The organism is Erwinia persicina, from assembly GCF_014838825.1.
Lineage (GTDB): Bacteria > Pseudomonadota > Gammaproteobacteria > Enterobacterales > Enterobacteriaceae > Erwinia > Erwinia persicina_A.
In genome coordinates this window covers 1-26935 of the sequence record NZ_JACYMO010000018.1, presented here as the reverse complement: position 1 = coordinate 26935, position 26935 = coordinate 1, and the positions used below count along the sequence as shown (strand labels likewise).

The window sequence follows — 26935 nt, the reverse complement described above, 5'->3', positions numbered from 1 at the left end:
TCCTGGTTGTCGGTCCAGCGGCCGCTCAGGGTGGCGTTGGCCACCGTGACGGCCTCCGCCGTCAGCGAGGTCGCCTGCCCCGCCACCGGGTTGCCGTTCGCGTCCTTCAGCGTCACCGTCACCGTCATGTCGCTGCCCGCCGCGTAGCTGGCTTTGTCCGTTTTCACGCCGGACGCTGCCTGCGCCGGGGCGCCCGCCGTAATGACATAGGCCGCAGAGTCGCTGCCTTTACTCCAGCCCGGCAGCTTCACCCCGGCCTTCAGGCCCGTGCCCGCCGTGATGGCCGTGTAGCCCGCCGTATAGATCCCGGCGCCGTTCTCCTTCCAGCTGCCGCTCAGGCTGGCGTTGGCCACCGTCACGGCCTCCGCCGTCAGTAATGACGCCTGCCCCGCCACCGGGTTGCCGTTCGCGTCCTTCAGCGTCACCGTCACCGTCATGTCGCTGCCCGCCGCGTAGCTGGCTTTGTCCGTTTTCACGCCGGACGCTGCCTGCGCCGGAGCGCCCGCCGTGAAGGTAACGGTCGCGGTCTGGCCCGCATCCTTCCCGCCGGCCACCTTCGCCGTTACCTTCACCGCACCGGCTTTTTTACTGCTGAGCGGCGCCGTGGCCTGGCCCTGCGCGTCGGTGGTCACGCTCTCTTTAAGCGTGGCGCCGTTGGTTGCCGACAGGCTGACCGCCGCATTGCCCACCCGGTTACCGTTCGCGTCCTTCACCGTTACCGTCACCGCATCCACGGTGCCGTCCGCCGGAGCGCCCGGGCTGGCAGGGACGACCGCACTCACCTTCGCGGTGCTGATGTCCGCCGTAATGGCATAAGCCGCGGAGTCGCTGCCCTGGCTCCAGCCCGGCAGCTTCAGCACGGCCTTCAGGCCCGTGCCCGCCGTGATGGCCGTGTAGCCTGCCGCGTAGGTTCCGGCGCCGTTCTCCTTCCAGCTGCCGCTCAGGCTGGCGTTGGCCACCGTCACGGCCTCCGCCGTCAGCAAGGCCGCCTGCCCCGCCACCGGGTTGCCGTTCGCGTCCTTCAGCGTCACCGTCACCGTCATGTCGCTGCCCGCCGCGTAGCTGGCTTTGTCCGTTTTCACGCCGGACGCTGCCTGCGCCGGAGCGCCCGCCGTGAAGGTAACGGTCGCGGTCTGGCCCGCATCCTTCCCGCCGGCCACCTTCGCCGTTACCTTCACCGCCCCGGCTTTTTTACTGCTCAGCGGCGCCGTGGCCTGGCCCTGCGCGTCGGTGGTCACGCTCTCCTGAAGAGTGGCGCCGTTGGTTGCCGACAGGCTGACCGCCGCATTGCCCACCCGGTTACCGTTCGCGTCCTTCACCGTTACCGTCACCGCATCCACGGTGCCGTCCGCCGGAGCGCCCGGGCTGGCAGGGACGACCGCACTCACCTTCGCGGTGCTGATGTCCGCTGTGATCGCATAAGCCGCAGAGTCGCTGCCCTGGCTCCAGCCCGGCAGCTTCAGCACGGCCTTCAGGCCCGTGCCCGCCGTAATGGCCGTGTAGCCTGCCGCATAGGTGCCGTCCTGGTTGTCGGTCCAGCGGCCGCTCAGGCTGGCGTTGGCCANTGGCCAACGCCACCCTGAGCGGCCGCTGGACCGACAACCAGGACGGCACCTATGCGGCAGGCTACACGGCCATCACGGCGGGTACGGGCCTGAAGGCCGTGCTGAAGCTGCCGGGCTGGAGCCAGGGCAGCGACTCTGCGGCTTATGCGATCACGGCGGGCGCCCCGGCGCAGGCAGCGTCCGGCGTTAAAACGGACAAAGCCAGCTACGCGGCGGGCGGCGACATAACGGTGACGGTGACGCTGAAGGACGCGAACGGCAACCCGGTGACGGGCCAGGCGTCCTCGCTGACGGCGGAGGCCGTCACGGTGGCGAACGCCAGCCTGAGCGGCCGCTGGACCGACAACCAGGACGGCACCTATGCGGCAGGCTACACGGCCATTACGGCGGGCACGGGCCTGAAGGCCGTGCTGAAGCTGCCGGGCTGGAGTAAAANACGCTGCCTGCGCCGGGGCGCCCGCCGTAATGGCATAGGCCGCGGAGTCGCTGCCTTTACTCCAGCCCGGCAGCTTCAGCACGGCCCTCAGGCCCGTGCCCGCCGTGATGGCCGTGTAGTTCGCCGTATAGATCCCGGCGCCGTTCTCCTTCCAGCTGCCGCTCAGGCTGGCGTGCGCCACCGTGACGGCCTCCGCCGTCAGTAATGACGCCTGCCCCGCCACCGGGTTGCCGTTCGCGTCCTTCAGCGTCACCGTCACCGTCATGTCGCTGCCCGCCGCGTAGCTGGCTTTGTCCGTTTTAACGCCGGACGCTGTCTGCGCCGGAGCGCCCGCCGTGAAGGTAACGGTCGCGGTCTGGCCCGCATCCTTCCCGCCGGCCACCTTCGCCGTTACCGTTACCACGCCGGCTTTTTTACTGCTCAGCGGCGCCGTGGCCTGACCCTGCGCGTCGGTGGTTACGCTCTCATGAAGAGTGGCACCGTTGGTTGCCGACAGGCTGACCGCCGCATTGCCCACCGGGTTACCGTTCGCGTCCTTCACCGTTACCGTCACCACATCCACGGTGCCGTCCGCCGGAGCGCCCGGGCTGGCAGGGACGACCGCACTCACTTTCGCGGTGCTGCTGTCCGCCGTGAAGCTGACCTTCCGATCCGCGTTTACGCTGGTACCCCTGCCCACGGCCTTTGCACTCGCCGTCACGTCCGCGACCGCCTTAGTCCCCGTCAGGGTAAAGATGGTCTGACCCTGCGCGTCCGTCGCCGCGCCGGCATGTACTGCCACGGTCGCGTTATCCGCTGACGGTGTCACCGTTACGCCCGGCACCGGGTTTTTGTTCCTGTCCAGCACCGTCACGGTATAGCTGAACGCGCTTTTCCCGTCTGCCGGCTTTGTCGTCTCCGTGCCCTGCAGCAGCACCGTAGACATCGCCGCGGTCGCCGCGTCCGCCATGAAGGCAACCCTCCGGTCCGCGTTCACCGCCACGCCGCTGCCCACCCTCGCGCTCGCCGTCACGTCCGCGACCGCCTTCGTCCCCGTCAGGGTAAAGGTGGTCCGGCCCTGCGCGTCCGTCGCCGCGCCGGCATGTACTGCCACGGTCGCGTTATCCGCTGACGGTGTCACCGTTACGCCCGGCACCGGGTTTTTGTTCACGTCCAGCACCGTCACGGTATAGCTGAACGCGCTTTTCCCGTCCGCCACCTTTGTCGTCTTCGTGCCCTGCAGCACCACCGCAGACACCGCTGCGGTCGCCGCATCCGCGTTAAACTGCACCGGAATGTGACGGCTGTTTCCATTATTCATGACGGCCGTAATACTGCCCCTGCCTGACACGCGGCTGCGGAGCTTTACGACCGCGGTACCGTCCCGGCTCGTGGCCGTGGTTAGCTGCTCCGGATCCTGCGTGCCATCTGCCGCCGTCAGCTCAGTTCCCGGCTCGCCCTTTTCGTTCAGCAGCCCTGCCAGACTGAAGGTCACGGGCTGCTCTGCCAGCGCGGCATTGCGCGCATCTGCCACCCGCGCCGTCACGGTATAACTTTTCGCGTTGTTTGCCGGCAGAATCTCTGCATCCGGTGATAGTGTCAGGCCGGTAATGACATTTTGTGACGGAACCACGTCAAGGGACATCGTTGCTGTATTGGACAGGTTACCCTCCTTGTCCCTGGCGACTGCCTGGATCGGGTATGACTGAGGGGCTTTCCCGCCCACGCCGAAAACGTAGGCCGGCAGGGTGACCTGAAGCACTTCCGACGACAGCTCCTTATAATGACCACCATGCGCGATCAGTTCGGGGGACACTGACCAGTCCACGCTTTTTATTCCGTATTTATCCCGGGAAACGCGCAGCGGTATGGTTACCGTGTCAGCGGCCTGCGCCTGCATATGGGCTGGCAGTTCGATCCTCAGCAGATCCTGCTTACGGTACTGCATGACGATATTGTAGTTTCGATCAACAAAATCATATTTGCTGCCGGCCAGGCTACGGTTCAGATCAACAGAGTCCGGGCTGATTTGCCGGTAAAAGGGCACACCAAGCCTGTAATTGACACCCATTTCAAGCCGGGTATCGCTGGCGTCGCCGAATGATCTGAGCGCTGAGAACGTCAGCAGGGGGAATGGCGTGTAGTTGATGCCCGCCGTCAGCACGGCCGGATTATTTTTCAGGGTATCCGGGGAGGGACTGCTTTCCGCCACGGAAATACCGCTGCCCAGATACCGGGCATATTTAAGACTCATGCCAAGGGACGGCATCGAAGGAAGGTAGGCCTCCGCATTCATGTCAAAACCGTTTGCCGGCCGCTCGTCATAATCCTTCATGGCGGATAACACCGACTGATGCCACCCGGTTAGCCCGTAGTAACCGTTAGCGGAAAGCTTGAGATAATCGCGCCACGCCTCTACCCCTGCACCGAGACGACGGTTACCGCCCGTATAGTCGTAGTCGTAAAATGTATTGATGCCCAGCATCCAGTCGCCAGTGTACTGACGATACCCCAGCCCCGCATTGACCGTATTACGCGCCTGATTGTTCCGCATCCCCACCTGTGAGAATAAGAGGGAATCGTCCCGGTCCATCAGCGGTAAAAGGAAATCGCCGGTGACTTTTTTATCCGTCCCCAGGCTGACACGGGCATTGCCATAAATTTTGAGCCAGTCATCCACCTTCTGGTTGATTAAGCCAACGGCCAGCTGGCTGGCATAATTAACAGTAGCCGCGGAGGAGTCCGCTGATGAAAGAATGGAGCCGATGTCCCGTGCACCGGCGGCCAACTGCTGTCGGAGGCCGGTGTCGTTTTCAGATGCCGTATTTTCACGCCCGGCTGTGTTGTCCGCCGGTGTGGTCGTTACCACATCCCGGGCTGGTAATCCCAGCTCAGGCAGCGCGGAAGGGGCCGGAGGAAGGGCAGCCTCGCTGCCCTGAAGGTCCGCGGCTGGTGGCTGCGGACCGGTTTTGGCGTCCTCCCGGGAAAGGGGCGGGTTTCCCATAATGAGAGCATTAAGTTTATTCACCGTCGCCTGTTCTGGTGAAGCGTAGGTCGTGAATGGCAAAAACAACTGAACTAAAATAAGCCATACCGAAATTAACCGAAAACACATACCGACGCCTATATAAAACAGTGAATTAAGATGATGAATTAAAACCGGGAAAGCCCCGCCCGAGACAATAAAGAAAAATCAGATACCGTCAAAATCCTTTATTTTGTTTTTTATAATACCGAAACTGGCATACTTCACCTTATTACATAAGGTATCCAGCTTAACATCCAGGTTCATGTTATAAACCTGGCGGGCATCATTGCCCATGATGTTTTTATTCTGACCGAGAAAATTATAACCATTCCCGATTTTCACGTAATCTTTTGAATAAACCTGATAGGAATCGCTGCCAGCTTCCCTGAGGAAATTAAAGTTATCGACGCAGGGATCGCTGCTGGAAGCAATCGTGTTAGACGGCAATACCGACCGCTCGGCATATTTACTGGCCGGCGTATCTTTTTGCTTTGCAGCCTGGGTGGCCGTCACCGGATGCGTTACCGGAGATGATGAACAGGCAGAAACAAAAAAGATCAGGGATGATATAAACACCGCTCTTGAAGCCATAAAACCCTCAGAATATCCTATAAAAGAGATTCAATCATCGCGCTTCCTCCCCAAACCCAAACTAAACAAACGAAGAGGTAAATGCTGCATTGATGTTGCAGGAAATTTAAAGTTTTTAAAATCTGACTAAAGCGATCAGTAATCAGCAATTTATTTTCAATAAGCATGAAAAAAAATCTGAAAAATGGTATTCAAAAAGGCAGTGTAGAGGCTAAAATAACCAGCATACGGCACGCCGCGTATACACGCGCCATGCTAATTAACTTAATAAAAAATAAGAGTATAGAATGAACCTTAAAGTGATAACGATTGCGTCATTATTTTTTTTAACAGCCTGTTCGTCGACGTCCGGTACCGGAGTCGGTGCACAAAATAGCGGTACAGCAGAGCCGGAGCTTGCTGGTGCCGTCAGCGGCCAGAGCCCACTGGTACCGGTAACAAGCACAGCATCAAGTAGCAATAATTGTGTAGATAACTTTAACTTCCTGCGCGCATCAAAAAGCGCGAAATACCCTGAACTTGCTCAGGAAAATAAAAAAATAAATGACGAATTCAGATTTCTTAATACGAATAAGAACATCATGGGAAATGACGCCAGACAGGTGTACACGATGACTCTGAACATGAAGTTTGAGACGCTCTGCCACAAAGCAAAATATGAAGCCTATCAGGTAATGAAGTCGAAAATAAAGCAACTGGGTGGCTACTAGTTCGCCAGAAGTGCGGCTTTCCGGCGCCCGGGCAGGCTGCCGGAAAACGCAAGGGCAATACAGGTGGTGCCAGGCCGGGCTGGCCGGAAACGCACACCAGATCAGGCCCCCGCGATAACGTTCAGGGCTGTCGCGCCCCCGCTGATATCAGCACCCGCCGGGCCGTAAGATAATGCTGACGCCAGTACGGAGAATACAGTTCTGACCGCGTCACTCCTTGACTGCCTGACGCGTTCAAAAACTGATGATGGCCGACATACACGCCCACATGCTGCGCCCCGCCTCCGGTTTTAAAAAATACCAGATCGCCGGGTTTTAAGTCCTTAATCCTGACATATTTTCCCTTTGTTATCTGATGCCAGGTGGTTCTGGGCAGACGTACATGAAATTGACTGCGAAATAAATGCTGTACGTAGCCAGAACAGTCGACCCCCCTGCGGGAAGTACCACCGAATTTATATTTCACGCCACGCCAGTCGGTATAGTCACGCATTAATCCACGCATAACCGTTGCCTGTGTCAAAAACGGTTTCCTTTTCTGCATTACAGGATGATGAGGGATCTTATGCATTCCGCAATGGCGGGGAGTATTATGAATTACACGATGGCGAGGGATCTTACGTAATACCGGATGGCGGCTGGTTTTTTGCATCGACGCCAGAGGATGAATACCTGGATGCCGGACCGAAGCAAAACAGCACACCGAAGACAAAAAAAACAAAATAAAGATAACCCTTTTGCAAAAAAACATAATCAAGGCCTGCCATGGATTGCATTCTCACGGAATTAACATAGATACGACAAAATATCTCATTATAGAACACAGAAAAAAAACACTTCGCCCATAAATTGCACACAAAAGGTAAGATTCCTTAACAGTTACCACAGCAGGAATCGGTGATACTCATATTAACTAACTGTACTTTAAATTCCGCACCAATGAACACCCTGGCTGATAAATACATCAGAAAAAATTACCACCGCATTACTCAACAGGTTCGAAACAAATACGAAAGAAAATATTATCACTTTGCTTATCCAGCCCTGAAGCCCATTTAAAAACAGTCTCACTTCAACACCTTTAATTAAGGTAAATGTTTACTAAACAAGCTAAATCAAATAAAGACTCATTTTGTTATCAATGTGTTTTTTTTAAAATTAACGCCCTGATGATAATTTTTCTGTCTTTCTGCAGGAAAACCCGCTTCCTTATGATATATAGATCATTTTTCTATGTTTTCGTCACCTTTCATGATCGAAACAAACGATCGATAAACTCTATTCAATCGCCTCCAGCTATTAAAGTGAGATTATTGATGGTTATTGATGGTTATTGACGATCGGTTCCGCTTATGGATAATTGCGCTCAGTTATTTTTAACGTCTGAAAGGCAACGCCTTAATAATTGAGCTGGATCAGCTTTTTCCCATTATTTTATTGCGGTGAGGATAACAACATCTCTTAACAGAAAATTCCGTTCTGGAAACCTCCGCATAACATAGAAGACGAATCGATTATTAGGATTTCACTGAAGTCACGCTGAGTTTAGAAGTCACAGGTTCTTATATCAAATTATGACGCATTTTTATAAAGACGAACGAGACATCATGAATTTTGCGCAGGTGCACCAAAGGGATATTTATCTGTGACTGTCTTTTACCGCCATCGCCTGACGTTATTACCCTGATCATTATCTTATGAATCGGACTGATGCGGTTTGTTTCGCCATCAGACGATAAACCAAGCAAAAAAGAGGTTGCGCCCTCAGTCCTTTGCCGGGCGGCAGCCTGCTATATCAGATTGACTGCGACAACAGCAGCTTCGGCCCTGAAGAGGTGTTTTATGTCAGATACATGGCCGATTTTGTACTGCTCACGCGGACGCGCTGGCAGCTGCGCAGAGGTATTGCCCGGCTGGTGGAGTTCTTCGACCTCTGTGGCTTCGAGCGCCACCCGGACAAAACGCAGAAGGGAAGGCTATGCAAAGGGTTTGACTGGCTGGGTATCGGGTTTGGGGCGGAGACGCCCGCCATCGCGCCCAGAGCAGTAAACAACCATCGTGAACGACGCGCAGCTTTATGAGCAGGCCCGGTGCAGAGAAAAATCCCATGAGGCGACCTCTGAGCGGGTGCATGCGTATGACTTGCGGTGGACTGCGTGGGCGGAAGGAATGCTGGCAGCATGCCAGGGTGACTGACGCCCGAAAAAACTGAACGCCCCCGGAGTATGCCGGCGCGTCGTTCTGGTGAAAAAAAAGGGTAAAGCACATGATCATCGACCATCTACCACTCACTGAACAAGTTGAAGCCTACACCTCTAAGGGGGGAGTAAGCTACATTCAACCTCAAGGCGTCAACGGGGCAAAGGAGAAGCCTCGAAACACCGCAGTATCAATAACCTCAGGCGGGTACGGCCTCGCATACTTCATCGCCGGGTCCTCCGGAATCACGCCCGGGACACTAGACCTCCAGGGGCTGAACGGGGTGACCGCAGCGAGCACGTACTCATCGACGACCGGTGGGAAAGGTGAATATGAAACGGGTGCGTGCTTCGCATGCGGCAACAAGGCCCCCGAGGGGCCGGTAAATGTTGTCGGCGGCAACGAGTTCTACTATCGATACGAACCCGGAAGCGAACAGGATAACTGGTACAACTCGTCTTTTATGTCGTTTAGCGGTGCCCAATACGTCGTTGAGAACTTCACTGACAAACTGGGTATCGTAGAAAATGGGGGGACGATGAGTGCCTCCATCGCCGCTATCGGGAATGCGGGCAATATCACCGCCATCATCAACGACAACACCATGTCCGGTGAGGTTGCCGGAATATTTAATGACGCTGACGGGACGGTCGGCCTGATCGAAAACAGGGGGAAGCTGAACGGCCCTTACTCCCTTCTTAACATGGGCAGCGTCGGAAGCGTAAAGAACACGGGCACCATGTCACCCCTGCTCAACTTCGGCACCATCACCGGCAGCGCTGCACTAGGCGATAACACCCGGTACGTTGCCGCCGGCGACCGCTCCGTGCTGGGCGGCGTCCTCTCCTGGAACGGCGAGAAGGACGGCAAGGCCGGACACGGCGTCTCGCTGGCCATCGGCGACGCGGACAACATCGCCGACCTCACCACCGCCTCCGTGGCGTCCGCGTACGTGGATACCCTCAGCGTGACCGAAGGCTCCCGCCTCACCTGGCAGAAGGACGCCGACTGGCACGTCCTTGGCGACGGCGCTGACGCCATCCGCAACGCCGGCACCCTGGTGCTGAACAGCGGCAGTGACGTTAAGGGCAACCTGACCAACACCGGTACCCTGATGCTCAGCACCGAGGAACGGGCCGCGGCCACCCTGACCGGCAACCTCGTTAACAGCGGCAGCCTGGTCCTTAACCCCACGTCACATTCGGCCGGGAACACCCTGACCATCGACGGTAACTATACCGGCGTGGCGGGCAGCTCCGTCTCCCTGGGTGGCGTACTGGCCGGGGACGACTCCCTGACCGATAAGCTGGTGATTACCGGCGACAGCAGCGGCGAAAGCGCCCTCAGCATCGCCAACGAGAACGGCTCAGGCGCGCAGACCCTGGAAGGCATTCAGGTGGTGGAAGTGAAAGGTACCTCCGGGGCGAAGTTCTCACTGACTGGCCGCGTGGTTGCAGGTGCCTATGACTATACCCTGCAAAAAGGCAACGCCTCAGGCACAGACGACAAGGACTGGTACCTGACCAGCTATCTCACACCTGTTGACCCTGTCACGCCACATACCGTGCATATGGTCCGTCCGGAAGCAGCTACCTATGCCAATAACCTCCGCGCCGCTAACACCATGTTCGTCATGGGACTCCGCGACCGCCAGGGCGAAAACCGCGACACCGACGCCGTCAACGGCGAAGCACACTCCACCTCTATGTGGATGCGCAACGTCGGCGGACGCAACAAGTCCTCCATGTCTGATGGCCAGAACAAAACCTCCGCTAACCGCTATGTCATGCAGCTCGGTGGCGACGTCATGTCCTGGAACGACGATGCGGCAGGCCAGCTAAGCCTCGGAGTTATGGGCGGCTATGCCAACCAGAAAAGCAACACCCACAACTCTCTGACCGGTAACCGCTCCACCGGCTCCGTCAGCGGCTACAGCGCGGGCCTTTACGGCACCTGGTATCAGGACACTAAAAGCAAGGCCGGCGTGTATGCTGACTCCTGGCTGCAGTACGCCTGGTTCAATAACGAAGTTAAAGGTCAGGACCTGGCTCCGGAAACCTATAAGAGTAAAGGCCTGATGGCGTCTGCGGAGACAGGTTACAACCTGCGTCTTATCAGTTGGCTGAGCGGTAACGACATGACCAACAGCCTCTGGCTGCAGCCACGCGCCCAGGTTATCTGGACCGGCGTGAAGGCGGATGACCACACCGAGTACAACGGCACCCACGTTCAGGGCAGCGGCAGTGACAACGTTCAGACACGACTGGGTCTGCGCACTTACCTTAACGGCAAAAGCGTGAAGGATAAAGACACGGCCCGCACCTTCCAGCCGTTCGTGGAAGCCAACTGGGTCTACAACACCAAACAGTCCGGCGTGAGCATGAACGGGGCGTCTGACAACATTACGGGTTCCCGTAATGTGGGTGAGCTGAAGGCTGGCGTGGAAGGCAAGCTGAGCAACAACCTGAGCCTGTGGACCGACGTTTCCCAGCAGATGGGGGGCAACGGCTACAGCGATACCCAGGGCACCCTGGGTGTGAAGTACAACTTCTGATACCGGGTGTCGCCAGCGGCGCACTGAGCAGAATAAAAACAAAGACAGCATTAACGTAAAACGCAGGAAAACACAGAGTGGTTCTTCGGCACGGGCGTGCCGGCGGTAAGAGTGGGACGGCCGTGCCGGAGGCGGAGTGTGTAAAAGACAGGACGAGAGATAAACCGACATGAAACGACAAAGTATGAAGATGACGCCGGGCATAGGGTTGCTGGTTCTGCTTACCCTGAGCCAGACCGTGGGGCTGGCGTTTCACTGCGGCGATACGGCGGGTGTCGGGCTGATGCCGCTGAAACCGCCCTCACAGGTAAATAAAGGGGAGGTGCCGGACGCCGTCAATGGCGATGAAACGACGGCGTCCTTTAACCTGGAGAGGGATTATCAGATGCTGTCGGCCCATCACGATGCGACAGGAATGTGCATAGCGTCAGGCATTATTGCCCAGCGCTTCCATAAGGCGCAAGATGAGGAAAGCGAGGCCCGCTGGCGGACACTGAGCCAGCGGGACTGTCAGGCGGCGGATGTGGGGCCGGTGGTGATGGCAAAGGGGCGGTGAGCGTGACGGTGACAATAAGGTGTCTCAGCAAACGAAGATCCAGCAAAGATTAACATATCAATAAATCGATGGTGTAATCGCCCCTGACGTCCTGGATCGGGGAAATCAGCAAATGACTGAATCAGTCCGTTCATCTAAATACTCTCAACAAAATTCACAAATTTATGTTTTGAGTTCAAATGAATTACCGCGAGTTCATTTTAATGCGTAAGACCTGGTTAGGGGATGAGGCTTTATTGATCCTTAAGCGGTAACAACAGCAGCTGGTTATCCCTGGCTTCAATCACCCGCGCCTTATCAGCATCGAGCGCTTCACGGTCAATCGTCAGCTTCCAGCTGTTTTTCAGCGTATCCGGATGGCGGAACAGCCCCACAACCGCCACATATTTCGCATCGCTTTCCATGGGCATATCCAGCGACACATCGCCCCCCGGCTTCACCACGACATCGCGAGTGGCCAATAAATCCGCGCCAGGCGTCGTTTCTCCCTCATGCAACAATTGCTGATAGACGCTTCTGTTAAAGGTTTTAATGTCTTTGAGCTGATAAATTCGTACCACCACCGACTCAGACAAGGAGTGGTTCTCGCGCGCGTCGGTATTGAGGGCCTCGCGTGCGGTGAAATCCAGATGAAGCACCTTAATCTTTTTATAAAACACCGCGCTAAAGGCCGACTGGGTGCCATCGCTGACGCTTTGCGTCAGTCCGCAACCGGTAAGCGCGATGGCCAGCACGGGTAACAGCCAGCGCGTGGATTTAGTCAAACTTGTACGTAACACGTCGGTTTCCTTGTTGTGGTGTTGCGGGCTGCAGGCCGGTGTAATAGCCCAGTTCCGTTGTAAAGGTCTGCGGGAAATCGTCCGGGAGGTCTTCGTCTTCCGCGCCCAGCACGCCGTTCATCCCAAGCCAGAATGGGCCCTCGCCGAGCGGCGGAGCGGCCAGCAGGCGGGTCCGGGTGGTCAGGGTGATTTTTGCCTTAAAGCGCCAGCCGAGCCAGACCCGCAGCATCACCAGAAAGTCCTGATACAGCAGGCCGTCAGGTTTCCAGCCCTGCGACTCCTGTTCGTTATCGCTGGACAGCGCAACCAGCAGCTGGCTGTTGGCATCCATCGCCTCGTCGCCCAGCGGCGTATTGCCGTCCAGCAGAAAGTCATCATCGCCGCAGAAGCCCAGGGGCTGAGCAATCTCTACAGGCCGCAGACAGTAAGGACTCACCTGTACTCTGGTATCGGGTGCCAGCAGGCTCACCAGTGCCTGCATCCCCTCCTGAGTTTTGCCCGGCTGGCGCAGTACGCCAAGCAGCGCCAGAAAGCGCGACACCGGCGTGGCGATATGTTCTGCCGTACCGGGAATGCCCAGCCCCACCAGGCCCAGCAGTGACTGCGAGATAGTGTCGCTACCGCCCGGCTCAAACGTGGCCGGATACGAGTATTTCCGCCAGATGCGATAGAACTGCGTCAGGATGCGGTGGCTGAAGATATCCAGAAAGTCCTGCAGGGCTTCGTGCCCCTCCCGGCGCCGGGTGATGTCATCAAGATAGGCGGTCGGCAGCGGCGAATCCACGCCGTACATCCCCATAAACGTGGCGCGGATGACCGGTGGTTTACTGTCATCGTCCTCATCGTACTCGACGGCCTTCAGTTCACTGGCCGGAAACCCCATCCCCGGATGCGGGGCAAACCGCACCGGGTCGTCGGCGGGATGACTGGTCGACCCCATCAGTGGCCTGCCCGGATCCCGCTTCTCCAGCAGCTGGCATAAACGGTAAAAGTTAATGCGGTGCAGATCGGCTTCCAGCCGCGGGGTCAGCCGGGGATGCGGCGGTTGTGCTTCTCTTCCCATTCCAGGCGCTCTCCGTTCGGTTGCAGGATGATAATCAGGCGGTTAAACAGATAGATGTCGGTGTACAGCGCGAAGAAGCGACTCAGCATCTCGCCAAACAGACAGATGTCCCCGCGCCCGGCAAAACCGTGACTGTCCAGCGTCACTTCAATCTGCACGCCGCGCACCAGGTAGCCCTGCTCAAAGCGCTCGGTTTCACCATGCTTCACGTCGATAATGGCTTCCAGGCGTCGGCGGTTCATCTCGCTGTCGGTCCACTCGTACAGCGCCAGGGTACCGCGCAGCACGTCAGCGTTGTCCATCATGGACAGGAATCCGCTGCCGAGGTGGCTCAGCACGCGCCAGTGGAAACGGTCCTGCGCCGGAGGATAACAGGGCAGCGTTGGCGCACACAGGTTACGCACGGCGATACTGGCCGAGGTGGTTTTCATTACCGTATCGAGTACGGTGCTCTGCAGCGCACGGCGTGGCAGCTGACCGTTGGTTCCCGTGAGCGTCAGGGACAGGCTTTCGTCCTGCGGCACCGTGTGGTTATCAAACGCTTCACCACCGAGGATAAGCCAGGTGTTATGCAGCCCGGACGGGCCGCGACGCACGCGGGTGTGGTAGTAATATTCCGGTGCTTCATGGCGCATCATTCCCCCCTTGTGGCGGAAGCTTGAGAATGGCACGTAGGTATGCTGGCTCGATGACTGCACCGAATCCACCGCGTAAATCTCGGTATGGCCATCCTGCACGCGCATCGGGCGCAGCATGTATTCGGTCTGCAGAGAATTGAGCGTCAGCGGGTCAGATTCCAGCGGGAACAGGTTAATCACCGGCACGCAGTTCAGGCGCAGATGCTTTTCAGTAAAGCTGAAGTCATGCTCCCAGCGCTCTGCCAGCACCACGTCGATGTCGAACCAGGGGAGTTCAGCCGGAAACAGCACGGTTTCCAGCCCGCGCAGGCCCGTAAACATAAATTTCTCGCGGAAGGTGAAGTACTCCAGCAGCAGCTGATAACCGCTGAAGCTGCTGTCCCCTTTCGGCCACAGGCCGTCGTCATCGCCCAATCCCAGTGCAGTGAAATACCCGTCCAGCGGTCTTTTGTCCACGTCACCCGGCATCCGCAGCCAGAGGCGGGCCGTGTTCATGGTGAAGGCTTCGTGCATGGCGCAGGCCAGAGGGGCATCGGCGTTGAAATAGAACGGGATCTGACTGAGATCGACACGGCTCCAGTCGGCAAGAGGGCTGCAGCTGATGCGCAGGCTAATGACCGAACGTCCGTCAGGATCGGTCGACAGGCGGGCGTACTCCAGCGACAGCGGCTGAAGAGTTATCTCTTTGGTGGTGGTGTAGCGGCAGCGCGTCCCCTTCTCACCGATCGGCCGCGAGAGCACCTCAAAACCTTTAACAATACGCATATGCTCTTTCATTTCGCGCCAGTCAGGGGTGAACTCCACCACCGACATCGACGGAATGGTGCGCAGGTAATGCGGCAACAACAGGCTGACCAGCCCTTCGGTGAGCTCCGGCAAATCATCGTCAAGCTTCTCGCGCAGCCGGCCCATCATGAAGGCAAAGCCTTCGAACAGGCGCTCCACGAACGGGTCGCGCGCGCCCGCTTTATCGAGATTGAGCATTGCCGCCTGCTCGGGATGAGCGCGGGCAAACTCTTCGCCGGCTTCCAGCAGGTAGCGCATTTCAGCGTCATAATAACGCAGGGTTAAATCATCCATAATAGTTTCTGCTCAATAATTGCCGAATGAATAGTATTATCTAAATAAAATTGTGCTGATGATGTTCCTGATGACGGGAATATCTTATTAATTATCACGCTGCCCACATACCGATGGTGGTAGTACATACTCAGTGGCCATCCCCGGCATCCATCCATCAGGACGGCCGATGCATTTCACATAGCCTTTACTTTGAAGGGTAGAAGTGTATGCAAAAGCAAAAATCACAGAACTTACGATAAATATGCCTACAAGTCCTATAAAGACCTTATTAACATTTTTGCATTTTTGGATTGCCAATTCCTCCCCATACCTCACAGACATAAACCAGTATATACATGGAAAAAGCAACATAACTGGAATCATTAACAAAGCAGTCGCGTACGGGGAAAATATTATGATTGTTTTGAAATCAAAATACTCAACAAATATTTCCTTCGAAAAACACAGTGATCCGAATGAAAAGACACACCAGATAATGACTGTACCAAAAAACCTTCGTTTCGCACTCATAAATCTATCACCTGAGATGTAAGGTCACCAATGTATTTTTTTACGTATTGTTTTACTTCCGCCTCAATAACTTGCCGTCCTTTTCTCAGCATGCCATCGACATACATCGCACCTAAGTCCAGGATGCCATCTGAGACCTCCCTGGATTTCTCAACAAATTCTTGTTGTGCCGATTCGATATAAGGTGCAATGAAATTAACTAATCTGTCAGTAATATGATATTTATTGTCCAGATAGTTTAATACGACAGCAATACCAATCCCGGCAATAACAACCACTGCAAGATTCATCACAACGAACGAAGTCATCGTATAAAGACCCACACCATAAAGCGCGGCAGATGATATACCTACTTTAGCGAGATCAGTAGCAAGTGTTCCAAGGAATTTTGCAAGCGTTGTTTCATCATTTAATATGAAATCAATTGTATCTATTACCGATACATAGACAAAACCGAGAATCGCACCGTCGACAATAGATTTCTGTAAACCAAACTTTCCGACTCCTGCTTCGATGATTTTTGGATTCATTTCACCAAAAACTGGGGCATTGAGTGTTTTCCTGATTGCTGCATAACCACTTATTTTTATCAGCCGCGTTCCTTTGTGGTTAACAAATACCGTTGCTGTGATACCAATACTCCCCAACTTGTATACCATCGCTGAAGCATTGCCCACATCATCTATATTCGTTGCATAAGTTTTAACAGTATTCCCGAGAGGATTTGTTGTGGCATCTTTCCATTTCTTTTTGACGAAATCCCAGCCGTCAATAATCCTCTGGCATTCCTCCAGCGTCAGCAAGAGGAAATCATGTCTGTTACGTCTTAACATCCCTCGCACATTGTCATCCGGAACGGTGTGGGTGTTAATCAACGTAGGATATCCCGGAGCTAACATCGTATCAGCCTGCGCACCTGCCAGAAAAGCCTGAGAAACGGCATTAGCTATCGATGTCTTTCCAGGCTCCTCAGCAGAAGCTGCTGCTCCTGCTGAACTCTTCTCGTACGTATCATCCATCATCGACGGAATAAACTTCGCCTTACAGGGGCAGGTACTGTAGCTGTCGAGGGTTCCGGCCATTCGCCTGTCGTGAATGGTATCGTTGTCGATGCCACCGGCTATCTTGAAAAGCCCGGCATGTTTACCGCAGGTCACACTGTCCTGCTCCCGGGCAACAGGTTTATCAAACAGAGTGTGATCCTCTGCGCCCGTGGTAATTTTCCCGCCGCAGGTCGTCTTGTCGCCCTGCACCAGGTAAAAGCCTTCTGCTGCCATATTTTTTCCTTTAGCTGAATTCAGTCCGGGTTACCCGCGAAGCACCGCACGGCTTGCCGGGTCGGGCGCAATCAGACCGGACAGGAGAAAATCCATCTCAGGCTGAAGCCGTGAGGTATCGGTTTCGCTGCATACGGCTTTCATACGCAACAGCCTGAGGCGCGATTTGACTGCAGATAACAGTGATGAGGGTGGGTGATGCAAACTCCCCGTTATTCCACCCCGTCTGTATCACGGTTTGCGGCGTTGGCCATCAGCGCCTGCGCCGCCGCCTCGCTGTCGACGCTGAATATCCGCTCCGGCAGCGCGAAACCGCGCAGATCCAGCAGCGCCAGCGGGCCTTTTCCCAGCTGTGAGCGCAGCACCCACTGCAGGGTGCGACCATCCGGGGCGCTAAAGCTCATCATCCACTGGCTGCGGTCAAGCTGCTGCCGCTTGCCCTGATCCAGCCAGCGTATAAAGCCCCAGGTGCCGCTGTAGTCCCCGAACAGGCGCGCGCCTGCGCTGGTTGACGTCCAGGTGAGCAGCGTCCCCGGCTTAAACGTGTCTCCCGGCCAGCGGAAGGACTGCCAGTCGGCCATCTGGTTAAAGTAGTGCAGCTTTTGTCCATCAATGGTCAGCTGAGTCTCGACCACCTGCGGTACCGGACGCGCCTGCAGTTCAAAGCTGATGCCCTGGCTGCCGTCGGTAAACAGAATGTCCGACAGCTGGCTCAGCTGATTGATGGCCCGCAGAAACGCCGGGTTGAACGTCAGCCCCTGGCTGTTGACCTTATCCGGCACCCACTGGCTGCCCTCCTTGTGCAACACCCCGCTGAGTTCCGTGGTCAGGAAGCGTTCAATACGCCCGCTGTCCTTACGGATAAACTCGGCCAGCATCGGCAGGGACGCATCGCTCTTCCCCGCAGCAAACGGGAAGCGTCCGTCAAAGGCCGTGTGCCAGTTCGTCGTGACCGAGCGGCTCCATTTGTCATTCAGACTGGCTGCCGACGGCTGAAGCACGGTCTCCCAGGCCTGAGTCAGCGGCTGCACAAACATCGTGTTGCCAAAGCCACTCCACTCTTCGCCAAGGCTTGCCGACATCAGGCTGCCGTACTGCTGGGTATCGGTCAGATCCACGCTTTTGCCCTGGAATACCGTCTGGGCCAGGGTCTGCATCATCGCCTGCGGGTCGGAGGCGCCCGCCACCTGCTGCAGGCGCAGGCGCACGCGGGTGATGCGGGTGAGATAGGTCTGCAGGCTCAGAGAGTTATCGGCCGACATGACGTTACGCCCCTTATTTTTGCCCAGAAGCTGTAGCAGGGGGCCAAAGGTTTCATCCAGTGGCCCCTGCGGGCCTGACGCGGACGGGTCAATCGCCGGTCTGTCTTTTCCACCGACCAGGTCTTTAGCCGATTTGATGATGGAGTCCGAAAGGCCTTCGCTCTGCTGGCCGGTCTGCCCCTGCCAGGCGAGAGTATTCAGCAGGGCAATCAGCGGCGACTGGCGGACATCACTCATCAGCGTCAGCTGGTCGGTGACGTCTGCAATATTCTTTGCCGGGTTAAGCCGCAGACTGTTGAGGAAGCTCAGCCAGCTTCCGGCAAAGTCGGTGAAGTAACGCTGCGTCAGACGTGCTTTCAGCGCTTCCGGCGACAGGTCTGAGGAGACGGCTTTTCGGCTGTTGCTCAGCACCCAGTCGATTTCGTCCCGGCGGGAGCTGGCAGCCTTTTCGATAGCCTGCTGAATGCCGCCTTCCCAGGCCTGGCGGGTGAACATGCCCGGTACCACCGCCCCGGTGGTAAACAGTCGCCGCGCATCGGTACCGCCGGTCATGTCTTCCAGAGACACGTCGGCATAATTACGCCGCACGGATTTGAGCATATTTTCATACAGGGTGCTTTCCGCGTTGCGTCGTCCTATCTGCTGCAGCAGCACCTGGCGGCTCTGGCTGACCAGCTGCGTGTCCGGCGTGATTGTCCACTGCGGCTGCTCTGGCAGTGCGGCGATGTAGAATGCCCATAAATCCGGCGCAAGACTTTGCCACAGGCCGGTTGAGATACCCGTGCGCGCTGGCTGCACGGTTTTCATGGTCTGCGCGTAAAACGCGCCGTCGGCCTTATCCGGACGGGCCATCATCAGCCAGGCTTTCAGCTGGTTATAGCCCGGCTTCGCCAGCTGTGCCCGCCGGTCGCTGTTGGGTGCAGAGCCTGCCAGCGCGCTGAGCTTCTGCGTCAGGGCCGCACTGGCCGGGTCGCGGATCAGGCGGTTATTCACCACGCCGTACCAGGGCAGCACCGCAGCCAGCAGCTGCCGGTTATGGTCCAGACCGAAGCGCTGATACCAGGGGGCCCCATCCTGAATACGGTGCTGCAGCCGACCGGCATCATTACGCAGGGTGTGCAGGGCCGTGAGCTGACTATCGGAAACAGCGGGATGCTCCACCAGGTTTCGGGCTTTTGCAGCCACAGAAGAAATCTGTCCGTAGTTCAGCGCAAACGACAGCAGCGTTCCCGCCCCCCAGACCCCGATAATGGCCATCAGAGCCCAGGCCAGCGTCTGCTCCCACGCCATACCGACACGACGGCCACGTACGCGGGGACAGTCATCAACAATACCCTGCCAGGTCACCGGCAGGGGCAGCGCATGACGCCGTGATCCCGGGGCTAATCCCTCCGCGCTGGCCGTTAACGTTGCGATATCAGCAGAGGTATTCTCCGGCAGGCTGAACATCAGGCCACGCAGCGGAACGCGTTGCTGAGAAACGGACAGCCACGGCGCCAGTTGCTGAGCCCAGCGGGCGATCCCGCCCTCTTTCAGGTGCTGACCCAGACGCAGCAGGAAGTCGTGGCGGTTGTTCTCTGCGACCTGACTCACCCCCTGCGCCCGCAGGGCCGGCAGCATCAGCTCAAGCTGGCGGGTAATATCACCGGCTGTGGCCCGCAGCGGAAAACTGGCCCCTACGGTCTGTTCAGTGCGTTTTGCCTGCGACCACCTACTGCCGCACAGCTGCCACAGCCAGACCGGGGCGGAATAACGCAGCAGCTCGCTGATTTTTTCCAGCCCGCGTAAATCGTTGTCGCTGATTTGTGGTGTCAGGTTAAGCGACTCCGGTAATACGCGGACAATCCCGTCCAGTGGACGACCCCGGCGCAGCTTGCGCAGCGCAGTATATTTTTCGCGATCGGGCTCTGCTGCCAGGCTGCCGCCGTAAATCAGCACGGTACGGTTGCCTTCAAGCCACTGACTTTCCTGCAGGCCGGGGATCAGCTGTTCGATGGCGGCTTCGTCGCCGGTGATCAGCAGCAGACGGGTTTTATGACGCCAGTAAAAGCCAATACGGGAGCGGAGATGTCCCCGAATCTTGTTACACATGGCCACCGCAGGGTGAACAGGCGCTTTATCATTTTCCCGCTTCTTTTTCTCATCATCACCGTTGGTGTTGTCGACAAGCGCATTAAACTCCTGTTTACCGGCATTGCGTACCGCCGTCAGAAGCACCATGGATACGATAAGGGCGCAGCCTGAAATACATCCGCCGGCGATAAGCCAGTAAATTTGCTGCTGACTTCCGTCTTCAATCCCGGCTATATCCGGATGCTTCCAGACCATGAACGTCATAACGGCTAACAGCAAAAAGAAAATCAATGCGACAGCAAGATAGCGGCCTTCCGTAGTCTTCGGTGCTAAAGGTAGCTTCACGGATCCATCTCCTGTCGGGAAGCAATCGGGGTAATGAGCGTGCTCCACAGCACATTCTGTGTTGTATCACCGCAGATAATCATCTGTGGTGACTGAGTTTGTCGGGCGATTTCGGTGGCGGCAGCGATAGCCAGCCAGGGGGCCGCGGCACCGGCATGTCCCATGGAGGTATCGAGTGAAATGACGGCTTCGTCCTCTACAGACTGCGCAGGGTGCGCATTCTGGCACTCGATAACTTCTGCACGCTGCTCACCCGTCAGCCCGGCAAGCCATAAATTTTTCACGATATTTTCTTTGAGCGGGACGTTATAGGCGGCCATGTTCATCCCCTCCCTCAGCTCACCGGTTGGAGCAGCATCTGGCCGGTGCAGCAACGCGAGAGGTTCGAGTGCTTCCTGGGTCAGGCGGTTGCCAAGAAGCAGTGCTACACCGGCTTCAGCTGTGTTGTCAGATTCGACAGGCTTTAACTGGAGACCCACAATCAATAACATCGCTTGATCTTTAATACGTTCATTCAACCAGCGGTCGATTACACTGAGCCCACTCCCCTCACCATATTCAACAGGAAGAGTAATATTGTTTTTTTGCCAGGTCTCATCCCAGTAATGGCGAATACTCTCCAGAGGCAGCGATGTTGTTACATCAAAAAATACTACCAGTGGTACTTTGTCAGGGATATGTGCGAAAGGAATGCCAGCAATCAACTTCGAAAAAATATTCGTTATCACGAATTTTAGCGAGTCCTGCGGGCTAGAAGAAATTTGGCTCATCCTGGAGCTTTCATTTCCATCCCGGTCGACCTGCGAAACAATAATGCTATCGTTATTTTGCATCGCAATAGCTGTATCTTTCTGAGCAACTGATGAGTGGCCGGTAATGAATGTTGCATTCAGCACCTGCAGTGCACGACGTGCCTTAGGGGTTTCTCGAAGAATCCATTGTTCTCGCTGTTTGTCGAAAGCATTTGCTTTGCTATCCTGCAATGCCCACAGAAGCAGACAAGAAGCAAACGGAACACTCCACAAAACAATAGGCACACCTAAAGCAACCTTCCAAAAATACAGATTTTCAACATAACGCCCAAATATACGCATTAATATAACACTGACCGAAAGCATGGCAACCAGAGCAATAATCCAACGAGAAAATTTCAGAGACTTAGGTCTGGGATAGCATTCTGGCAAATTTTTAAGTGTATACGACATGATTATTCCCTGCTTGCTTAATTATCTAAAACGATCAAAATCATCTATACTTTTTGAATTAACATGAATTATGTTCAGTGCATAATTCAAAATTATTATCGTTTAAAGGATCGAAGGCTGAGCTAATATCAATAAAAGCCCCATTAGCAAGATCAATAAAAACACCTTGGTTATTGTCAACATATGCAAAGGCTACAGATCTCAGATAATTTACATCGAAAACACCATCACTAACACTTTACTCTATAGTTTTATAAGGGGCATTAAGATTCATTAGTATTATATTGGTAGCTTGAGGGTTCTCTTCATTTATCTTTTTAGGATTCCCCCAAATGACTATTTTTGAATCGTCACATTTAACTCTATAACCATTAACTATAGTATCCAAATATATTTTTTAACTACCGGATTTTCTTTTATACCAATTGTATCATCTTCAATAAGTTCAACATCAACCGAGCAAGCATTAAATGAAATCACAGAAAGCAAAACGAGCGCTATTAACTATCTCACCCTCTCCCCATAAAAATATTTCTAAGTTAGATGGAGCCTCAGTATATTTATCACATGAAACCACACGATTTAATTTACTTTTGTTGTGGAAATAGAATCCCATTTTCCCATCATATACTTCAGAAGAGATTTGTCATTCTTGAGATTGAAATCAGGCACTGGAGCCTTCTCCCCACCGAAGCCCTCACTACCGACAATAATATGCTCTTCGCCCCTTAACGAATATTTCACACCATCTTTAAAAGCAAAGTATTTTACTGTTACAGGGTCAATCCCACCAACACACCCAATTTTGTAGGAAAATAAAACGGTTCCCACACCATCAGAAAAAGTTTTATTCACCTCGACAGAATCAGGTACAATATCTAATTTTATATCTTCGTCGCAGTTTCGGACAAAATCCTTAAGAGTCCAATCGTTACTATTCCCTGTGACTTGTTTAACAAGTAAGGTCATTTCACCGTCTTTGCTATCAAGTTTTTTATCTATAATTAGAACATGTTTACCGGAACTATCATTCCATACCTTTTGGAAGGCTTCAGAACTTGCAAAAGCTGATTGGGATAATACAAACGTAAAAGCAATAATTGAATTCAAAATCACCGCTATTGCCGCTTTCATTCTGACCTGCTATGTTGACTAAATATTTAATTAAAAACAGTCATTCTAGAATAACTGTCGACGCTTTACTCCAGTTACTTGTCATATATTTATATAATAGGACGTTATTTTTCAAATTAGCATCAGGCACCGGCTTAATATTTTCATCAATTACCCCATCTGGCGTAACCATCCGCTCTTCTCCTCGAAGAGAATGCTTCATGCCATTTTCATAAGCAAAATATTTTACAGTAACTGGATCAAGTCCCCCCACACAACCTATGGTATAAGAAAACAATACAGCATCAAATGAGCCATTAACTTTCTTAATCTCGAAGGAATCCTTAATTAAAGCCATGTTTATATCAAGGGGGCAATTATTCACATAATCGACAAGACTCCATACCTTTTTGTCCTTTACATATTCCGAAGCGGTAACTTTTGAATTTTTAGTGTCACCATTATTTTCTTCGTAAATATCAATTTTCACCTTATGAATACCATCCGGGCGTTCGAACTCCTTGGTAAAGGTAGTTGCAAAACTACTCATCACAGGTAAAACCATCAAAGCTAATGCAAGGGTTATTTTTGTTTTTAGCATCATCTTGTACTCTCATGCCCAGTTGTTTTGGAATGAATACCAATCATTTCATTGAGTTCATTTACATCAAAGATATCTAATTCTTTATGTACATTCGACTCATAATACCCTTTGTATGCCACTGGTAAAAAAAATCTCAATCCATTAAAGGGGGAGAATTTTATTGTATCGCTCTGATTTCCTCCCAAGCAAATTAATGCCCCAGATTTTGATTTTCCATACACAAAGGTTGCGTGATGTCCTGATGATGCGGCACATCCATAGATAGGTTTTTTGATCTCAAAAAAATTAGTACTATCTCTAAAAAAAGAAATAGCGCGATATGGATCTGGGGCTGTTTTATGATACCCACTTTCTTGAAAAGAATAATTTACAAAAGACGAACACCAAGCATTTAATGTCCCAACAAGATTTTTTATCCACCCATGACCTATTAATGCATGGTAATTGCTAGTAATATGGCCTTCCTTAGTCCCATGCCATTTCTTTGCCTCACTCAGTGCGATATTCATCCATGGAGCCTCTCTCTGGTCGTGTGGAAGTAACGCAATCGGATTGCCAGAATTTTTCCCTCCAACCGATTCAAGCGTTTTTTTATTGGCATTTACTTCTTTATTTTGCAGTGGTTTTTTACCCACTGCTTTTGAGGTTGGAGGATTAACTGCTGATTTTCCGGACTCGCCCGCAGTATTGCTACCATTTTTGCTTATAGAAATTGATTGCCCCGGATATATTTTATTAGGGTCTGATATATTATTCTGCTGTGCAATATCGTCAACATTTGCACCATTTTTTTCTGCGATCTTCGCCAACGTGTCACCAGGTACAACGATATAGATTGAGGGGCTATTAGTATTGGCACCATAAATCGTCAAGTGTTGACCTGGGAAGATCTTACTCACATCTTTTATATTATTGTTTTTGGCAATTTCATCAGAACTTGTCTTATAACGCTCGGCAATTTTCGATAGAGAATCTCCTGACATGACTATATACTCTATCGGCTTCTGAGCGCTCTTCTCACGTGGCACTTTGGGGGTCTCGGCAAGTGTTTTTGCAGAGAATTGAGAAAAATTTCGCGTGAGCAGTATATTCTTCGTTTCATCCCCAGCAACTGCTGAATAAACAACATCCTCTTTTCCAGCGGAATTAGTATATTTGACGACAATAGCCATTCCTTGTTTCGTATGGATGATTGTCTTGAGCTTGCCGTAAGCATCTGTTTTCCACTCGTAGCTAGTACTTCCTAGTGTCACTTTAAATGGCACATCAGCAACTGGTCGGGAGCCGTCTGAAACCGTCAAGTTTGTCACATACACCCATTTTTCAGTACCGGGCTTCAAGCCACCTTCTTTTTTACTGATTGCATCCACAACTTTGCCGAATTCATTATCATCCAAGTCAGATATTTTTTTATCTTTTGCAACGCCACTCTCTGAGATTATAAAATTGGAATAAGCTACGGGGTCATTGCCTGCGGTTTCAGGAGCATACTGCGACATCATCTCAGATATGGTGTTATTTCGATATTTTCGCTTCAATAATGCACATTTTTCACGCTCCCCAGCTTCAATGCTGGAAAAAATCGCAAATGTATTTTCTTTCGGATTATATACAGTCCCGGCACCTATCCGCCCTTTTTGCTTACTTGCATCAGGCAATGCCATAATATTCCCGGGATTGTTAAATCTCCAGTTTAATGTCCCTGCAGTTTTTAGCAAACGAGTCCCATCACCAGATTCGTATTCAACCGTCTTGGTTTCAAGATGGTATGTCGCTTTTACAAATCTCATAGATCATCCTTTTTATTTTTTTCCGTTGGTTTAAAGCTGGTGTCGTTTAGTAAAACTGATGTCATATGATAGCCTGTGACAGCAAGCATAACTTTTCCATCTACAGTGACATGGTGATTAAGTAAATTGCGTTTATTTTTATAATTGTCACCGCTAACAATGAGCTGAACATTGCTATCCCAACCTTTTTGCTCAGTATTAGCATCAACTACGCACTTTAACGGACTATTTAAATGCAGGATCCAGTAGAGTAATTTTTCGTCATGTTCCTTATCTTCCCCCCAATTTGGAGGGCCGTAAAACAACTCTTCTTTCATTACTCCTGAGAGTACAATCTTATCACCCTCTTTCAGACATGCAGCATATACACCGAAGTTATAAAATAAGATAGCTACACTCAACGTAAGTTTCATAAGCATACTTAACATTATCAACTAACCTTTGTTGAATTTAATAAAGTTGCAATCATTGACTCAGTCAATGCTGATGTTCTATCGTCTTCAGAGTCCATTTCACTTAAATAAAGATCGGCATCAGGTGCTTCATCCTCAAAATATTCCATACTGTCGTCTTCAGTTGATAAAACAGAAAGCTCCTCTTTACTCCAGGTTTCTCGCCCAATGATTAAGTTTAATGTATCACTTTCAGGAAGCACTATTTTCGGGAAGCGACCTGAACTGTCTACCGTGCCGGTCGACAGGATTTTCCCATTGCTGTCAGTAATGTTGTATGGCTGATTTGTCATCCAGTCCATACTTTGGCTGACACTATCGGCACCAGGGAAAGCAAAACGTAAGCTTTGTTCGCCAGGTTCCATTACAGGAAAGACAGGCAGCGTGACCTTTTCTGATGCGCTTGCCTTACGCCCATAATGTCCTGCTTTCGTACGATATTCACCTGCAGTAGCAGATTCAATCGCACTTGCATCAATCCTGATATAGCTCCCACCACCATTCAGAGTCAGCTTCTTCTTCGCGATGATTTTGATTTCATCCTCCGTGCTGACAATGCTGATTTCTTTACGTGCCAGCAATTCCATCAGGTCGTTCTGCGCCTGTACCTGCACCGGCCCCTGGTTCGCGATGAGCTTGCTCCCCAGCTTACGAACAAACACGCTCAGGGCATTGCCCACCCCGATGAACAGGTTTTTCACCACGCTGACGTCGGCATTTTTACCGGCCGTGGCAATCAGGTTCTGCCCGGCAGACACCTGCAGATGTTGTCCGCTGGTCAGCGCCATCCCCTCCGGCGCGCTGAGCAGCAGCACCGACTTTTTGAGCTCCGTCAGCTGCTGTTCCAGCAGTGTGATTTGCGCCTGGAGATCGGCCGGGTTCGCGGTCGCCTTCTGCGCGTCACCGGAAATGGATGTCATCTGCTCCCGGGCGTCACCCAGATTGCTCACCGCCGGCTGCATTTCTCGCTGTAGGCCCTGCGCCTTAGCCTGCCCGTCCGCGCTGATAAATATCCCTTTCTGCGCCCGTATCGCCCCCCAGCTGTCGGTTCTGAGCTCAAAGCCCTCGCCGCGCCGCTGTTTTTCGCCGTCGACCAGATGGCCGAGATTCAGCTGGCTTTTGC

General features: G+C 53.3%; 19 protein-coding genes and 1 pseudogene. 5 read left to right on the top strand and 15 right to left on the bottom strand.

Going from position 1 to position 26935, the window contains the following annotated elements; genetic code table 11:
* Positions 1 to 1388, bottom strand: a 1388-nt coding sequence (locus IFU29_RS22890) for an invasin domain 3-containing protein (protein WP_423244858.1), incomplete at its 3' end; no start/stop codon positions are given.
* Between the two features lie 275 nt (positions 1389 to 1663).
* Here IFU29_RS22890 and IFU29_RS22885 point away from each other — a divergent pair.
* Positions 1664 to 2000 (top strand): annotated as a pseudogene (locus tag IFU29_RS22885) (invasin domain 3-containing protein); the annotation flags it as partial.
* A gap of 1 nt (position 2001) precedes the next feature.
* On the opposite strand, the gene IFU29_RS22880 reads toward IFU29_RS22885, so the two are convergent.
* Together IFU29_RS22880 and IFU29_RS21730 are read right to left on the bottom strand one after the other, a co-directional pair.
* Positions 2002 to 4984: inverse autotransporter beta domain-containing protein (locus IFU29_RS22880; protein ID WP_423244857.1), on the bottom strand; the 2983-nt coding region annotated here is incomplete at its 3' end.
* Positions 4985 to 5173: 189 nt separating this feature from the next.
* A complete protein-coding gene (locus tag IFU29_RS21730; RefSeq protein ID WP_191935725.1) occupies positions 5174 to 5521 on the bottom strand; it encodes a hypothetical protein in 348 nt (115 codons plus the stop codon).
* A 365-nt stretch (positions 5522 to 5886) separates the two neighbouring features.
* Between IFU29_RS21730 and IFU29_RS21725 the strand changes: the two genes are divergently transcribed.
* Positions 5887 to 6309 carry a hypothetical protein gene (locus tag IFU29_RS21725; protein ID WP_191935724.1) on the top strand — a complete coding sequence of 141 codons (423 nt, stop codon included), beginning with the start codon at positions 5887 to 5889 and terminating at the stop codon, positions 6307 to 6309.
* A gap of 121 nt (positions 6310 to 6430) precedes the next feature.
* Here IFU29_RS21725 and IFU29_RS21720 read toward each other — a convergent pair whose 3' ends face one another.
* The gene (locus tag IFU29_RS21720; RefSeq protein ID WP_191935723.1) at positions 6431 to 7060 is read right to left on the bottom strand and encodes an NlpC/P60 family protein; all 630 of its coding nucleotides are present in this window, start codon (positions 7058 to 7060) and stop codon (positions 6431 to 6433) included.
* Between the two features lie 1102 nt (positions 7061 to 8162).
* Here IFU29_RS21720 and IFU29_RS21715 point away from each other — a divergent pair.
* The 3 genes from IFU29_RS21715 to IFU29_RS21705 all read left to right on the top strand — a co-directional run bounded on the left by IFU29_RS21715 (position 8163) and on the right by IFU29_RS21705 (position 11618).
* Positions 8163 to 8390, top strand: coding sequence for a hypothetical protein (locus IFU29_RS21715; RefSeq protein ID WP_191935722.1), 228 nt, complete (start codon positions 8163 to 8165; stop codon positions 8388 to 8390).
* A 401-nt stretch (positions 8391 to 8791) separates the two neighbouring features.
* Positions 8792 to 11062, top strand: coding sequence for an autotransporter outer membrane beta-barrel domain-containing protein (locus tag IFU29_RS22745; protein WP_342214504.1), 2271 nt, complete (start codon positions 8792 to 8794; stop codon positions 11060 to 11062).
* A gap of 169 nt (positions 11063 to 11231) precedes the next feature.
* Positions 11232 to 11618, top strand: coding sequence for a hypothetical protein (locus IFU29_RS21705; RefSeq protein ID WP_191935721.1), 387 nt, complete (start codon positions 11232 to 11234; stop codon positions 11616 to 11618).
* Positions 11619 to 11851: 233 nt separating this feature from the next.
* Here IFU29_RS21705 and tssJ read toward each other — a convergent pair whose 3' ends face one another.
* The 11 genes from tssJ to IFU29_RS21650 form a co-directional block, all read right to left on the bottom strand.
* Positions 11852 to 12397: a type VI secretion system lipoprotein TssJ gene (gene tssJ, locus IFU29_RS21700; protein WP_191935720.1), complete on the bottom strand. Its 546-nt coding sequence runs from the start codon at positions 12395 to 12397 to the stop codon at positions 11852 to 11854.
* Positions 12375 to 13460 (bottom strand): type VI secretion system baseplate subunit TssG, encoded by a 1086-nt coding sequence (tssG, locus tag IFU29_RS21695; RefSeq protein ID WP_191935719.1) that lies wholly within the window; start codon positions 13458 to 13460, stop codon positions 12375 to 12377. Before tssG ends, tssJ begins: the two co-directional genes overlap by 23 nt.
* Positions 13424 to 15178 (bottom strand): type VI secretion system baseplate subunit TssF, encoded by a 1755-nt coding sequence (tssF, locus tag IFU29_RS21690; RefSeq protein WP_191935718.1) that lies wholly within the window; start codon positions 15176 to 15178, stop codon positions 13424 to 13426. Before tssF ends, tssG begins: the two co-directional genes overlap by 37 nt.
* Before the next feature lie 509 nt (positions 15179 to 15687).
* Positions 15688 to 16968 carry a PAAR domain-containing protein gene (locus IFU29_RS21685; protein WP_191935717.1) on the bottom strand — a complete coding sequence of 427 codons (1281 nt, stop codon included), beginning with the start codon at positions 16966 to 16968 and terminating at the stop codon, positions 15688 to 15690.
* A gap of 212 nt (positions 16969 to 17180) precedes the next feature.
* Positions 17181 to 20648 carry an ImcF-related family protein gene (locus IFU29_RS21680; RefSeq protein ID WP_191935716.1) on the bottom strand — a complete coding sequence of 1156 codons (3468 nt, stop codon included), beginning with the start codon at positions 20646 to 20648 and terminating at the stop codon, positions 17181 to 17183.
* Positions 20645 to 21853, bottom strand: a complete 1209-nt coding sequence (locus IFU29_RS21675; RefSeq protein ID WP_191935715.1) for a hypothetical protein — start codon at positions 21851 to 21853, stop codon at positions 20645 to 20647. Before IFU29_RS21675 ends, IFU29_RS21680 begins: the two co-directional genes overlap by 4 nt.
* A gap of 582 nt (positions 21854 to 22435) precedes the next feature.
* The gene (locus tag IFU29_RS21670; protein ID WP_191935714.1) at positions 22436 to 22987 is read right to left on the bottom strand and encodes a M949_RS01915 family surface polysaccharide biosynthesis protein; all 552 of its coding nucleotides are present in this window, start codon (positions 22985 to 22987) and stop codon (positions 22436 to 22438) included.
* 40 nt (positions 22988 to 23027) lie between these two features.
* The gene (locus IFU29_RS21665; protein WP_191935713.1) at positions 23028 to 23570 is read right to left on the bottom strand and encodes a M949_RS01915 family surface polysaccharide biosynthesis protein; all 543 of its coding nucleotides are present in this window, start codon (positions 23568 to 23570) and stop codon (positions 23028 to 23030) included.
* The gene (locus IFU29_RS21660) at positions 23567 to 25360 is read right to left on the bottom strand and encodes a TIGR02594 family protein (RefSeq protein ID WP_191935712.1); all 1794 of its coding nucleotides are present in this window, start codon (positions 25358 to 25360) and stop codon (positions 23567 to 23569) included. The genes IFU29_RS21665 and IFU29_RS21660 overlap by 4 nt, the downstream gene beginning before the upstream one ends.
* Positions 25357 to 25788: a DUF4431 domain-containing protein gene (locus IFU29_RS21655; RefSeq protein WP_244633773.1), complete on the bottom strand. Its 432-nt coding sequence runs from the start codon at positions 25786 to 25788 to the stop codon at positions 25357 to 25359. Before IFU29_RS21655 ends, IFU29_RS21660 begins: the two co-directional genes overlap by 4 nt.
* A gap of 2 nt (positions 25789 to 25790) precedes the next feature.
* A partial coding sequence (locus IFU29_RS21650) for a DUF2345 domain-containing protein (RefSeq protein ID WP_191935710.1) occupies positions 25791 to 26935 on the bottom strand: 1145 nt, incomplete at its 5' end.

Bases quoted from the DNA above. Each gene is read 5' to 3' on its own strand.
- IFU29_RS21725 (WP_191935724.1), top strand. From the start codon at position 5,887: ATGAACCTTAAAGTGATAACGATTGCGTCATTATTTTTTTTAACAGCC.
- IFU29_RS21720 (WP_191935723.1), bottom strand. From the start codon at position 7,060: ATGTTTTTTTGCAAAAGGGTTATCTTTATTTTGTTTTTTTTGTCTTCG.
- IFU29_RS21715 (WP_191935722.1), top strand. From the start codon at position 8,163: ATGGCCGATTTTGTACTGCTCACGCGGACGCGCTGGCAGCTGCGCAGA.
- IFU29_RS21705 (WP_191935721.1), top strand. From the start codon at position 11,232: ATGAAACGACAAAGTATGAAGATGACGCCGGGCATAGGGTTGCTGGTT.
- tssG (WP_191935719.1), bottom strand. From the start codon at position 13,460: ATGGGAAGAGAAGCACAACCGCCGCATCCCCGGCTGACCCCGCGGCTG.
- tssF (WP_191935718.1), bottom strand. From the start codon at position 15,178: ATGGATGATTTAACCCTGCGTTATTATGACGCTGAAATGCGCTACCTG.
- IFU29_RS21685 (WP_191935717.1), bottom strand. From the start codon at position 16,968: ATGGCAGCAGAAGGCTTTTACCTGGTGCAGGGCGACAAGACGACCTGC.
- IFU29_RS21675 (WP_191935715.1), bottom strand. From the start codon at position 21,853: ATGTCGTATACACTTAAAAATTTGCCAGAATGCTATCCCAGACCTAAG.
- IFU29_RS21670 (WP_191935714.1), bottom strand. From the start codon at position 22,987: ATGAAAGCGGCAATAGCGGTGATTTTGAATTCAATTATTGCTTTTACG.
- IFU29_RS21665 (WP_191935713.1), bottom strand. From the start codon at position 23,570: ATGATGCTAAAAACAAAAATAACCCTTGCATTAGCTTTGATGGTTTTA.
- IFU29_RS21660 (WP_191935712.1), bottom strand. From the start codon at position 25,360: ATGAGATTTGTAAAAGCGACATACCATCTTGAAACCAAGACGGTTGAA.
- IFU29_RS21655 (WP_244633773.1), bottom strand. From the start codon at position 25,788: ATGTTAAGTATGCTTATGAAACTTACGTTGAGTGTAGCTATCTTATTT.